This window comes from uncultured Paracoccus sp. (genome assembly GCF_947496875.1).
Lineage (GTDB): Bacteria > Pseudomonadota > Alphaproteobacteria > Rhodobacterales > Rhodobacteraceae > Paracoccus.
In genome coordinates this window covers 312,288-324,972 of the sequence record NZ_CANMEH010000001.1, presented here as the reverse complement: position 1 = coordinate 324,972, position 12,685 = coordinate 312,288, and the positions used below count along the sequence as shown (strand labels likewise).

Sequence of the window (12,685 nt, the reverse complement as noted above, 5' to 3'; positions counted from 1 at the left end):
CGATGAGCCCTGCGGCCCAGAGCGGCCGTTTGGCCTCCGTAGCCGATCTGCAACGGGTCGCGACCTTTCTTGACGCGCAGGCGGCCGAAGCGGGCGCGGCGCGGAACACCATCCTCGCCTATGGCCGTGATCTGCGCGACTTTCTGTCGTTCCTGAACGAGCGCGGCCTGACCCTGCAAGGCATGGTGCGGGATGATATCGAGGACTACCTGGCACGCTGCGACGCGCTCGGCCTGTCGCGGGCGACCCGCGCCAGACGGCTGTCGTCCATCCGGCAGCTTTGCCGCTTTGCCCTGGACGAGGGCTGGCGCAACGATGACCCGGCCATCCGCATCAGCGGCCCGGGCCGGGTCCAGCGCCTGCCCCGCACGCTGAGCCAGACCGAGGTCACGGCGCTGCTGGACGCCGCCGCGACGCTGGAGCCGGGCGAGACCAACCGGGCCCGAACGGTCTGCGCGATGGAACTGCTCTACGCCACCGGCATGCGGGTCAGCGAACTGGTCAGCCTGCCGATCGACAGCTGTCGCGGGCGGCCCAGGCTGCTGCTGATCCGCGGCAAGGGCGGCCGGGAAAGAATGGTTCCCCTGACCCGCCCGGCGCAGCGGGCGCTGGACTGCTGGATCGCGGCGCGCGATGCGGCCGGACCCGACACGCCCTTGGGGCGGCTGGTGCGCGGGGCCGGGGGGCGCTGGCTGTTCCCGGCGCGCGGCGCGGCGGGCCACATGACGCGACAGGGCTTGCACGCGCTGCTCGGGCGCATTGCGGTCGCCGCGGGCTTGCCGCCCGACCGGGTGACCCCGCATGTGATCCGCCACGCATTCGCCACCCATCTGCTGGACGGGGGGGCCGATCTGCGGTCGATCCAGATGCTGCTTGGTCACGCCGACCTGGGTACGACGGAAATCTACACCCATGTGCTGGACCAGCGCATGCGCGACCTGGTCCTGAAACACCACCCACTCGCCGACGGCGACTAGGCCCGTCGGGTCGACCGCCCACTGGGGCGGCGATCCGCTCTGACGTGATTTCAGGGGTCAAGGCGTCGTACTCGGACCCGCGGCGGCATCCGTTTCTGGCCCTCCGCCGGCAGCGAGCGGCGGCCGCGGCGGTCCGCTTGCAACCCGCCGGACCGCTGCCTATCAGAGGCCATCCCCGCCCCATCAAGGACCGCTGCCATGGATCTGACCGCGCATCGACAGGCCGACCCCGATCACTGGAGCCTGGCCAGCGCCATCCGGGTGCTGGCGATGGACGCCGTGCAGGCCGCGAATTCCGGCCACCCGGGGATGCCCATGGGCATGGCGGATGTGGCCACGGTGCTGTGGGGCAAGCACCTGAAATTCGATGCCGCGGCGCCGAACTGGTTCGACCGGGACCGGTTCATCCTGTCGGCCGGGCACGGCTCGATGCTGCTGTATTCGCTGCTGCACCTGACCGGTTTCGAGCAGATGAGCCTGGACCAGATCCGCAACTTTCGTCAGTGGGGGGCGATCACCGCGGGCCATCCGGAATACGGCCATGCCGACGGGGTGGAAACGACGACGGGCCCGCTGGGGCAGGGTCTGGCGACTGCCGTCGGCTTTGCCATGGCCGAGGCCAAGATGCGGGCAGAGTTCGGGGCCGATCTGTGCGACCACCGGACCTGGGTCATCGCCGGGGACGGCTGCCTGATGGAGGGGATCAGCCAGGAAGCCATCGCCCTGGCCGGACATCTGAAGCTGGGTCGGCTGATCGTGCTGTGGGACGACAACGACATCACGATTGACGGCGCGGTGTCACTGTCGGACTCGACCGACCAGATCAAGCGGTTCGAGGCGTCGGGCTGGCGCACGCTGCGTTGCGACGGCCACGACCCCGCCGACATCCATCGCGCCCTGACCGACGCAGGACAGGACGACGGTCGTCCGGTGCTGGTCGCCTGCAAGACGATCATCGGGTTCGGCTCGGCCGGCAAGGGCGGCACGTCCGGTGTCCACGGCTCGCCGCTCGGCGCAGAGGAGATCGCAGCGACCCGCCTCGCCTATGCATGGGATCACGGCGATTTCGAGCTGCCCGAGGAACTGGTCGGCCGCTGGCGGGAACTTGGCGCCCGCGGCAGCGCCGAGCGCGAGGCCTGGGCGGCGCGGGTCGATGCCCTGCCTTCCGATCAGCGGGACGCGTTCGCTGCACGGGTGTCCGGCCAGACGTCGGACAGGCTGGCGGCCGCGATTTCCGATCTGAAACGCCGCGCCTGCGCCGACCGGCCCAAGGTCGCCACCCGCAAGGCATCCGAGATGGTGCTGGAGGTCGTCAACCCGATCCTGCCCGAAACGATGGGCGGCTCCGCCGACCTGACCGGGTCGAACAACACCCGCACCAAGGATCTGGGGGTGTTCTCCCCGGAGAACCGGCTGGGCCGCTATGTCCATTACGGGATCCGCGAACACGGCATGGCCGCGGCGATGAACGGGCTGTACCTGCATGGCGGGTTCCGCCCCTATGGCGGCACGTTCCTGGCGTTCACCGATTATGCCCGCGGGGCAATGCGGCTGTCGGCGCTGATGGGCGTCCCGGTGGTCTATGTCATGACCCACGATTCCATCGGTCTGGGCGAGGACGGGCCGACGCACCAGCCGGTCGAGCATCTGGCCCTGCTGCGCGCCACCCCGAACACGCTGACCTTCCGCCCTGCCGACCTGATCGAGACGGCCGAGGCGTGGGAGATCGCGCTGACCTCGACCTCGACCCCATCGATCCTGGCCCTGTCCCGCCAGAACCTGCCGCTGGTCCGGACCGAGCACACCGACGCGAACCTGTCGGAACGCGGCGCCTATGTTCTGCGCGAGGCGTCTGCCGCGCCGCAGGCGATCCTGATGGCCTCGGGGTCCGAGGTCGAGATCGCGCTGGCCGCGGCCGAGGCGCTGGAATCCGAAGGCGTGCCGACCCGGGTGGTGTCGGTCCCCTGCATGGAACTGTTCCGCGACCAGGACGAGGCGTACCGCGCCGAGGTCCTGCCGGAAGGGCCCGTGCGGGTCGCGATCGAGGCGGCGGTGCGCCAGCCCTGGGACTGGTTGCTGCTGGGCGAACGCGGGGCCGAACGGCGCGCGGGGTTCGTGGGGATGACGGGGTTCGGCGCATCGGCCCCGGCCGACCGGCTGTACAGGGAGTTCGGGATCACGCCGGAAGCGACAGTGGCCCGGGTCAAGGCGCTGCTTTGATCCCGACATCCGACGCGGGCCAGCGGCGCGACGCCGCGGCGTCCCGGCTGCGTGGCCTGCGATCGGCGCCCGGTATCTGATGCGTCCGCTGCCACGGGCCACGGCCCTGATGGGGCACACAGCGGGCGCAAGCGGCAGGACCGCCCGTGCGCCCCGCTCGGCGCAATCGACCGGCATCCTGCTGCTGCTCGGGTCGGTCCTGCTGTTCACCCTGATGGATGCCACGGGCAAGCATCTGACCGCGCACTATCACCCGGCCCAGGTGATCTGGACCCGCATGGCGGTGAACCTTGTCATCGTCCTGGCCGTGCTGGGCCCGCGACTGCGCCGGGTCGCCCGCTCGGGCTCACCCCTGCTGCAGGTCGGGCGCGGCCTGATGCAGCTGGCCGCCATCGGGCTTTTCTTCACGTCGCTGCAGCATGTCGGACTGGCCGAGGCGACCGCCATCATGGACATCAACCCGGTGCTCATCACGCTGGCCGCCGCCGTGTTCCTGGGCGAGCGGATCGGGATCCGGCGCATTCTCGGGATTCTCGCGGCGCTGATCGGCGCGTTGATCGTGATCCGGCCCGGAGCCGGCGTGTTCCACCCTGCCGCGGTGCTGCCGCTGCTGGCGGCCGTCAGCTATGCCGCGGGGGCAGTGATGACGCGGATGGTTCGTGGCGACAGCACCGCCACCTCGATCCTGTGGTCGACCGGGGTCGCCACGCTGGGCGCGTCGCTGGCCGCCCCCTTCGTGTGGCAGCCGGTGCAGCCCGGGGACATCTGGGCCTTTGTCGCCATCGGCCTGCTGGGAACCGTCGCGCAGGCGCTGCTGATCAAGGCCTTTTCGCTGGCCGAGGCGGCGGCGGTGGCGCCGTTCGGCTATACGGGGCTGGTCTGGGCGGGGCTGTGGGGATGGCTGTTCTTCGGGGCGGTTCCGGACGGGTGGACGATCCTGGGTGCGACGATCATTGTGGCGGCCGGTATCTATGTCTGGATGCGCGAGGCACATGCGATGCAAGCGGCGACCTGAGATGGCAGAGCAGCCTGACAATCCTTCCGCACGCATTCCGCTGACCGACCGCGCGGCCAGCCTGCTGTTCATCACGATCATCCGGATGGTCCGGCTGCTGCCCTATCGGCGGCGCATTCCCGCGATGGGGTGGATCTTTGCGCATCTGGCCGCGCCGCTCGCCGGCTGGCGGCGCCGGATCCGCGACAATCTGGCGCTGGCCCGTCCTGACCTGAGCCCGCGCGAGGTGCAGCGACTGACCCGCGCCGTGCCCGACAATGCCGGCCGCTCGGTCATGGAGATCTATTCCGGCGCGGGCTTCACCCGGCGCCTGCAGGCCAGCGAGCCGCTGACCGGGCCCGGCCTGCCGGCGTTGGAACAGGCCGTCGCGGCGGGGCGGCCGGTGGTCCTTGCCTGCGGGCATTTCGGCAATTTCGACGCGGTGCGGGCGGCGCTGGTGGGGCGCGGCTGGACGGTGGGCGGGCTTTACCGCCCCATGAACAATGCCGCGTTCAACCGGCACTATGTGCCCGCGATCAAGGCCATCGCCGAACCCGTGTTCCCGCGCGGGCGGGCCGGACTGGCGGCGATGATCCGGTTCCTGCGCGGCGGCGGGTTGCTGTGCCTGGGCTTCGACCAGTTCGATCGGCACGGGCAGACCCTGCAGTTCTTCGGCCTGCCGACCGAGACCGTGCTGACCCCGGCCGAACTGGCGCTGCGCTATGGCGCCGCGCTGATCCCGATCGCGGGGATCCGGCAGGCCGATGGCCTGAGCTTTTCGGTCCGGGTCGGCCACCCGGTCCCGCACGGCGACGCCGCGGTGATGATGCAGACGCTGAACGACGACCTGGAAACCCTGATCCGCGCCCATATGGACCAGTGGTTCTGGATCCACCGTCGCTGGAAGCCGCGCAAGGATGCCGGCAGCAGCACGGCCCGCGAGGCCGGCGATGGGGGGATCGCGGACGGTCCCGGCGGCGGTCCGGAAACGATTTCCCTTGCGCCGGACGAGGCGCTATAAGCGGCCACCGCCGCATCCGCAGAACGGCACGAGGCAGAGATCCCGATGAGCGACAACAAAGACGGCAAGCAGCACGAGGGCGACGTCGCCTTCATCCAGGCCTTGGCCGAGCTTCTGAACCGGAACGAGTTGGTCCAGCTGTCCGTCAAGCGCGAGTACGGCGAGAACGACCGCCTGACCGTCCAGCTGTCCAAGCAGGGCGCCGCGACCCAGGCGATGCAGGCCCCGTTCGCGCAGCTCGTGCATGGCCAGCCGGCCGCGGCGCAGGCGTCCCCCGCCGCGACGTTCCCCGGTGAAAATGCCGCTGCCGGATCAGGCCCGGGGGAAACGGCACCGGGCCCGGGCAGCGACCCGGCCAGTCTGCCCGGCGTGGTGCCGTCGCCGATGGTCGGAACCGCCTACCTGTCCCCGGAACCGGGCGTGAGCGCCTTCGTGAGCATCGGCCAGCAGGTCGCCGAGGGCGACACCCTGCTGATCGTCGAGGCGATGAAGACGATGAACCACATCCCGTCCCCCCGGGCCGGGACGGTTCGCCGCATCCTGGTCGAGGACGGGACCCCGGTGGAATTCGGCACGCCGCTGATGATCGTCGACTGAGATGTTCGACAAGATCCTGATAGCCAACCGCGGCGAAATCGCCCTGCGCGTCATCCGCGCCTGCCGCGAGATGGGGATCGCCTCGGTCGCCGTGCATTCCACCGCCGACGCCGACGCGATGCATGTGCGGATGGCCGACGAATCCGTCTGCATCGGTCCGCCGCCATCGATGTCGTCCTATCTGTCGATGCCGGCGATCATCTCGGCCTGCGAGATCACCGGCGCGCAGGCGATCCATCCCGGCTACGGGTTCCTGTCCGAGAACGCGCAGTTCGTGCAGATGGTCGAGGACCACGGGCTGACCTTCATCGGCCCGCGCGCCGAGCATATCCGGATCATGGGCGACAAGATCACCGCCAAGGAAACTGCGGCAGAACTGGGTATCCCGGTGGTGCCGGGATCCGAAGGCGGCGTCGACAGCGTCGAGGACGCCCGCGAGATCGCCGCGGAGATCGGCTATCCCGTCATCATCAAGGCGACCGCCGGAGGGGGTGGGCGCGGGATGAAGGTGGCCAAGGATGCCGCCGGCCTGGACGTCGCGTTCCGGACCGCCCGGGCCGAGGCCAAGGCGGCCTTCGGCAACCCGGACGTCTATATCGAGAAATACCTGCAGAAGCCCCGGCATATCGAGGTGCAGGTCTTCGGTGACGGCCAGGGAAAGGCCGTCCACTTGGGTGAACGCGACTGTTCCCTGCAGCGCCGCCACCAGAAGGTTCTCGAGGAAGCGCCGGGGCCGACCATCACCGCCGAGCAGCGCGAGCGGATCGGCCGCACTTGCGCCGACGCGATGGCCAAGCTGGGCTACGCCGGGGCCGGCACGATCGAATTCCTGTTCGAAGACGGCGCGTTCTATTTCATCGAGATGAACACCCGGCTGCAGGTGGAACACCCGGTCACCGAGGCCGTCTTCGACGTCGATCTGGTGCGCGAACAGATCCGCGTTGCCGCCGGTCTGCCGATGGAGCTGGTGCAGGACGACCTGACGGTGCGCGGGCACGCCATCGAGGTGCGGATCAATGCCGAGAAGCTGCCGAACTTCACCCCCTGCCCGGGCCGGGTCACGCAATACCACGCACCGGGCGGATTGGGCGTTCGGATCGATTCCGCGATCTATGACGGCTACACGATTCCGCCCTATTACGATTCGCTGATCGGCAAGCTGATCGTCCATGGCCGCGACCGGCCCGAGGCGCTGGCCCGCCTGGATCGCGCATTGGGCGAACTGATCGTCGATGGCGTGGACACGACCGTGCCGCTGTTCCGGCGCCTGCTCCGCGACCCCGAGATCAAGGCCGGGACCTATTCGATCCACTGGCTGGAACGCTGGCTGGCCAAGAACCTGACGTGATGCGAATGACGGTGAACCGCGCGGCGGCGGCGCCACGCGGCGCCGCCGCGGTGTGATGGACTACCGCGTCCCGACTGCTGCGCAACTGCTGACGGGCTACGCCCAAGGCGTGTTCCCGATGGCGCACAGCGCCGCAGATCCGCAGCTGCACTGGTACGATCCACCATTTCGCGGCATCCTGCCGGTGGGCGGCATCCATGCCTCGCGATCGCTGCGCCGCAGCCTTCGACGGGGCGGCTGGACCGCCGACGCCTCGCCCGATTTCGACGCGATCGTCGACGCCTGCGCCGCCAGGTCCGAGACCTGGATCAATGCGCCGCTCGCCAGGCTCTACGCCGATCTTCACAGGGCCGGACATGCGCATGCGCTGGCCGTCTACCATCAGGGCCAATTGGCGGGGGGCCTGTTCGGCGTGACGCTGGGCGGTGCCTTCTTCGGGGAAAGCATGTTCTCGAGTCAGCGGGACGGGTCCAAGATGGCGCTGCTCTGGCTGTCGCAGCACCTGGCCGATTGCGGTTTCACCCTGCTGGACACCCAGTACCTGACCCCGCATCTGGCGAGCATGGGCGGCCAGCAGATCCCGCGCGCAAGCTATCAGGCCCAGCTGCGCCGGGCGCTGACCCGTGTCGCGGATTTCCGCGCCCGCCCCCTGTCGGATGCGGCGGCATTGCTGCGCCGTCTGGAGGGGACTGGGGTTCAGTCCGGCTGATCCTCGGCCGGGTCGGCGACGGCTTCTTCAGCGTCCGGACCGCCCTCGCCCACATCATCGGGCTGTGGCGTGGTGTCGGGTTCATAGACAAGTTCCGGCCGATCCGCCGCGCGGCCGTCGTTGCAGGCCACGACCCAAATATCGTAGCGCGCATCGTCCAGCGCGGACAGCGCGGGTGCCGACGCGATCATCCAGCCCGCGAATGCGGTCTGACCGGTCTTCCGGTCCAGGATGGTCATCTGCGCGAACGCGTCCGAGTCCGGATCGTCCGCCGGTTGCCGGCACTCGCCCAGCCGCACCGTCAGCCTGCCGAAATCCACGCTCTGCCCCACCGCCAGCTGCAGATCGGACGCGGTCCCGGCAATCTTGTCCAGACCGCGCAGCAGCGCGCCACCCGCGCGGGTCACCGGAATGTCCGGCGGCGCATCCTGCGCCACGGCGCCACCCCAGCCCGGCACCGCCGCAGCCGCAAGCGCCAGCATTCGTGTCCGCCAACGGGTCACCGCAGTTGGCCTATTCCGGCCGCCACGCGTCGTAATCCCGGCGAACCACAGGTTCTGACCGGACCAGAGACCCGGCGGGGTGATAGGCGCCCGGCGTGCCGGTGAGGTTCGGCACATGCGGCTGTTGCCAAGGCATGCGCGCGAGCGGCACCTGCGAGGGGATCTCGTCGAAGGTGAAGTGCAGCCAGCCATGCCAGTCCGGGCTGACGCGACTCGCCTCCGACTCACCGTTGTAGATGACCCAGCGCCGGCGGCCGCCATCCTTCTGGTAATAGATGTTGCCCTGCTCGTCCTCTCCGACCTTCTCGCCGTGGATCGCGGTCCAGACCTGGGTGTTCAGGGTCTGGCCGTTCCACCAGGTCAGCAGGCGATGCATGATCGACTTGAGCGACATGGGCGTGATCCTTGCGCAGTGCTGGCCCGGGTATCGCCGAAAGACGGGCCGAGGTCCAGCATCTTGCCACGTGACGAATGGCCGGGACGGGTTGCTGCCCCTTGCCTGACCCGCCGCGCTGCGCCAACGCTGCACGGGTACGAGCGAAGGATTGCGCCATGGTCGACGTGCTGATCGCAGGGGGTGCCGTCATGGGGGCGTCGGTTGCGTTCTGGCTCAGCCGGCTCGACCCCACCCTGGACATCGAAGTGATCGAGCCCGATCCCAGCTATGCAACCAGTTCGACGGCCCTGGCGGCATCCGGCATCCGGATGCAGTTTTCGGATCGGGTGAATGTCGAGATCAGCCGGTTCGGCGTCGATTTCATCCGCGACTTCGCGCGTCACATCGGTCCCGCCGGCGAAGTTGCCGATCTGGGCTTCAAGGAAAACGGCTACCTGTTCCTGACCACCAGCGACACCGGCGCGCAGGTCATGGAAAACCTGGCAGCCATGCAGCGCGAACTGGGCGCGTCGACGCAGGTCCTGGACCGGGCGGCGCTGCGGGCCCGGTTCCCGTGGATGGCGCTGGACGACATCACCGCAGGATCGTTCGGGTCCCGGGACGAGGGTTTTTTCGACAACATGGGCCTGCTGAACGGGTTCAGGAACGCGGCCCGTGCCGCCGGCGTGCGCTGGGTCCGAGATCGGGTCACGGCGCTCGAACGCGACGGCGCCCGCATCACGGCCGCCGTGCTGGAAACCGGCGGCCGGCGCACCGCGCAGGTGTTCGTCAACTGCACGGGCCCGCGCGCCGCCATCCTGATGCGGACCGTCGGGCTGGACATCCCGGTCGAGCCGCGCAAGCGAACGGTGTTTATCGTGGACGCCCCGATGGCCCGCCACCCGGACGCGCCGCTGGTGATCGACCCCTCCGGCATCTATTTCCGGCCCGAGTACAACCAGTGGCTGACCGCGACCGTCCCCGCGACCGACGGCCCCTGCGCCCCCGATGATTTCGACCCCGACCTGCAGCTGTTCGAGGATGAGATCTGGCCCGCGCTCTATCACCGGTCACCGGGGTTCGAGCAGGCCAGGATGCGGCGCTGGTGGGTTGGCCATTATGCATTCAACACGCTGGACCAGAACGCCATCCTCGGCCGCAACCCGCAGGTGCCCAACCTCTATCATGCCAACGGATTTTCGGGCCACGGGTTGCAGCAGGCCCCCGCCGTCGGACGTGGCATCGCCGAGCAGATCGTGCACGGCGACTGGGTAACGCTGGACCTGTCCGCGCTCGGGATGCAGCGCGTGCTGGACGGGCAGCCGATGACCGAGGCCGCGATCGTGTGATCGCCGCGGCGGGCGACTTTTGTCGCCGCGGGTTTCCCGGGACGGCACGATGTGGCAACTGATCGCCCCAGCATCAGCCGGAGTCTGCCATGTCTTTCACCATCGCCATTGACGGCCCCGCCGCTGCGGGGAAGGGCACGATCGCCCGGGCGCTGGCGGCGCGCTTTGGCTTCGCGCATCTGGATACCGGCCTGCTCTACCGGGCAGTCGGGATGAAGGGGGGCGATCCGGTGGCCGCAGCGCAGTCGCTGCGGAGCGAGGATCTGACCCGTCCCGACCTGCGCAGCGCCGAGGCCGGCCAGGCCGCGTCACGCGTGGCCGCGATTCCGGACGTGCGTGCCGCGCTCATCGATTTCCAGCGCCACTTTGCGCTGCAGGAACCGGGCGCGATCCTGGACGGGCGCGACATCGGCACGGTGATCTGCCCCGATGCGCCGGTGAAGCTCTACGTCATCGCCGACGACGAAACCCGGGCCAGCCGCCGCGCCGCGGAGCTTGGCGCCGATCCCGCCGAGATACTGGCGCAGTTGCGCGAACGGGACGCCCGGGACCGGGCCCGCGACGCAGCCCCGCTGCGCGCGGCCAGCGACGCGCTGACCCTAGACACCACCACCCTGACGATCGCGGAGGCCGTCGCGGCAGCGACGGCGGCGGTCGAACGCGCCCTGGCCAGCCGCAGCTGAACAGGCGTCGCGGTCGTCAAACCCGCGCCACGGCTTGCCAGCCGCGCGTTTCACAGCTATAGGCCCGCGCAAGTCTTTCGGGCGACAAGGCCACAACAGGCCGCTTTGCAACGGGTCGGGCGTCAGCCGCGGCCTTTTGGCGTTCACGAGAGACCCCACCGACCGGCGGAGCCAACCGCCAGGCCCGTATAGCAACGCAAAGGACATCACCGCCACATGGCGAAAAACGCATCCATGGAGGAATTCGAGGCCCTCCTGAACGACAGCCTCGAGATCGACACCCCGAACGAAGGTTCGGTTGTCAAAGGCCGGGTTCTCGCCATCGAGGCGGGGCAGGCCATCATCGACGTCGGCTACAAGATGGAAGGCCGTGTCGATCTGAAGGAATTTGCAGGTCCCGGCGAAGAGGCGGAGCTGAAGGTCGGCGACGAGGTCGAGGTCTATCTGGACCGCGTCGAAAACGCCCGCGGCGAAGCCAGCATCAGCCGTGAGAAGGCCCGCCGCGAAGAAGCGTGGGACCGTCTGGAACAGGCCTACGCCAAGGAAGACCGGGTCGAGGGCGCCATCTTCGGTCGCGTCAAGGGCGGCTTCACCGTCGACCTCGGCGGTGCCGTGGCGTTCCTGCCCGGCTCGCAGGTGGACGTGCGCCCGGTGCGCGACGCCGGCCCGCTGATGGGCCTGAAGCAGCCGTTCCAGATCCTCAAGATGGATCGTCGCCGCGGCAACATCGTCGTGTCGCGCCGCGCCATCCTGGAAGAAAGCCGCGCCGAACAGCGGGCCGAGGTCATCGCCAACCTGCACGAAGGCCAGGTGGTCGACGGCGTCGTCAAGAACATCACCGAATACGGTGCGTTCGTCGATCTGGGCGGTGTGGACGGGCTGCTGCACGTCACCGACATGGCATGGCGCCGGGTCAACCACCCGTCGGAAATCCTGTCGATCGGCGAGACCGTCAAGGTGCAGGTCGTCAAGATCAACAAGGAAACCCATCGAATCAGCCTGGGCATGAAGCAGCTGCAGGCCGACCCTTGGGATACCGTGTCCGAGAAGTTCCCGATCGGCAGCGTCCACAAGGGCCGCGTCACCAACATCACCGACTACGGCGCCTTCGTGGAGCTCGAGGCGGGGATCGAAGGTCTGGTCCACGTGTCGGAAATGTCCTGGACCAAGAAGAACGTGCACCCCGGCAAGATCGTCTCGACCTCGCAGGAGGTGGACGTCATGGTGCTGGAGATCGACGAGCAGAAGCGCCGCGTCTCGCTGGGTCTCAAGCAGACCATGCGCAACCCGTGGGAAGTCTTCGCCGAAACCCACCCGGCCGGCACCCAGATCGAGGGCGAGGTCAAGAACATCACCGAGTTCGGTCTGTTCGTGGGCCTCGAGGGCGACATCGACGGCATGGTCCATCTGTCCGACCTGTCCTGGGATCAGCGCGGCGAGGATGCAATCCAGAACTACCGCAAGGGCGATGTCGTCCGTGCCGCCGTCCAGGAAGTGGACGTCGACAAGGAGCGTATCAGCCTGTCGGTGAAGGCCTTGGAAAACGACACGATGACCGAGGCGGTCGACGGCGTGAAGCGCGGCTCGATCGTGACGGTCACCATCACCGCAATCGAGGAAGGCGGGATCGAGGTGGAGTACAACGGCGTCAAGTCGTTCATCCGCCGATCGGACCTGGCCCGCGACCGCCAGGACCAGCGGCCCGAACGCTTCCAGGTCGGCGACACGATCGATGCCCGCGTCACCAACATCGACACCAAGACCCGGCGTCTTGGCCTGTCGATCAAGGCGCGCGAGATCGCCGAAGAGAAGGAAGCGATCGACCAGTACGGCTCGTCCGACTCGGGCGCCTCGCTCGGCGACATACTGGGGGCTGCGCTGAAGAACCGCGGCTGAGCCCGTCGGGTC

The 12,685-nt window shown here is 68.8% G+C and carries 12 protein-coding genes; 10 read left to right on the top strand and 2 right to left on the bottom strand.

The window, feature by feature from the left end; all coding sequences use genetic code 11:
- Positions 1–2: 2 nt before the first annotated feature.
- The 7 genes from Q0938_RS01550 to aat all read left to right on the top strand — a co-directional run bounded on the left by Q0938_RS01550 (position 3) and on the right by aat (position 7,866).
- Entirely contained in the window at positions 3–977 is a 975-nt protein-coding gene (locus Q0938_RS01550) for a tyrosine recombinase (RefSeq protein WP_299358421.1), read from the top strand.
- A 198-nt stretch (positions 978–1,175) separates the two neighbouring features.
- On the top strand, positions 1,176–3,197 hold the full coding sequence (tkt, locus tag Q0938_RS01545) for a transketolase (protein WP_299358419.1): 2,022 nt from the start codon (positions 1,176–1,178) through the stop codon (positions 3,195–3,197).
- A 79-nt stretch (positions 3,198–3,276) separates the two neighbouring features.
- Complete coding sequence (locus Q0938_RS01540) at positions 3,277–4,212, top strand: DMT family transporter (RefSeq protein ID WP_299358417.1); 936 nt, start codon at positions 3,277–3,279, stop codon at positions 4,210–4,212.
- A gap of 1 nt (position 4,213) precedes the next feature.
- Positions 4,214–5,212 carry a lauroyl acyltransferase gene (locus Q0938_RS01535; RefSeq protein WP_299358415.1) on the top strand — a complete coding sequence of 333 codons (999 nt, stop codon included), beginning with the start codon at positions 4,214–4,216 and terminating at the stop codon, positions 5,210–5,212.
- A gap of 45 nt (positions 5,213–5,257) precedes the next feature.
- A complete protein-coding gene (locus Q0938_RS01530) occupies positions 5,258–5,809 on the top strand; it encodes an acetyl-CoA carboxylase biotin carboxyl carrier protein subunit (protein ID WP_299358413.1) in 552 nt (183 codons plus the stop codon).
- A 1-nt stretch (position 5,810) separates the two neighbouring features.
- Positions 5,811–7,157, top strand: a complete 1,347-nt coding sequence (gene accC, locus Q0938_RS01525) for an acetyl-CoA carboxylase biotin carboxylase subunit (protein ID WP_299358411.1) — start codon at positions 5,811–5,813, stop codon at positions 7,155–7,157.
- A gap of 55 nt (positions 7,158–7,212) precedes the next feature.
- The gene (gene aat / locus Q0938_RS01520) at positions 7,213–7,866 is read left to right on the top strand and encodes a leucyl/phenylalanyl-tRNA--protein transferase (RefSeq protein ID WP_299358409.1); all 654 of its coding nucleotides are present in this window, start codon (positions 7,213–7,215) and stop codon (positions 7,864–7,866) included.
- Here the strand turns inward: aat and Q0938_RS01515 are convergent.
- Together Q0938_RS01515 and Q0938_RS01510 are read right to left on the bottom strand one after the other, a co-directional pair.
- On the bottom strand, positions 7,854–8,348 hold the full coding sequence (locus Q0938_RS01515; protein ID WP_299358407.1) for a DUF2155 domain-containing protein: 495 nt from the start codon (positions 8,346–8,348) through the stop codon (positions 7,854–7,856). The genes aat and Q0938_RS01515 overlap by 13 nt on opposite strands.
- 31 nt (positions 8,349–8,379) lie before the next feature.
- The gene (locus tag Q0938_RS01510) at positions 8,380–8,763 is read right to left on the bottom strand and encodes an NADH:ubiquinone oxidoreductase subunit NDUFA12 (protein ID WP_299358405.1); all 384 of its coding nucleotides are present in this window, start codon (positions 8,761–8,763) and stop codon (positions 8,380–8,382) included.
- Positions 8,764–8,921: 158 nt separating this feature from the next.
- Here Q0938_RS01510 and Q0938_RS01505 point away from each other — a divergent pair, with 158 nt between their 5' ends.
- The 3 genes from Q0938_RS01505 (at position 8,922) to rpsA (ending at position 12,673) form a co-directional block, all read left to right on the top strand.
- Positions 8,922–10,094: an FAD-binding oxidoreductase gene (locus Q0938_RS01505; protein ID WP_299358403.1), complete on the top strand. Its 1,173-nt coding sequence runs from the start codon at positions 8,922–8,924 to the stop codon at positions 10,092–10,094.
- Positions 10,095–10,183: 89 nt separating this feature from the next.
- The gene (locus Q0938_RS01500) at positions 10,184–10,777 is read left to right on the top strand and encodes a (d)CMP kinase (RefSeq protein ID WP_299358401.1); all 594 of its coding nucleotides are present in this window, start codon (positions 10,184–10,186) and stop codon (positions 10,775–10,777) included.
- A 216-nt stretch (positions 10,778–10,993) separates the two neighbouring features.
- A complete protein-coding gene (gene rpsA / locus Q0938_RS01495; RefSeq protein ID WP_299358399.1) occupies positions 10,994–12,673 on the top strand; it encodes a 30S ribosomal protein S1 in 1,680 nt (559 codons plus the stop codon).
- Positions 12,674–12,685: the final 12 nt, after the last annotated feature.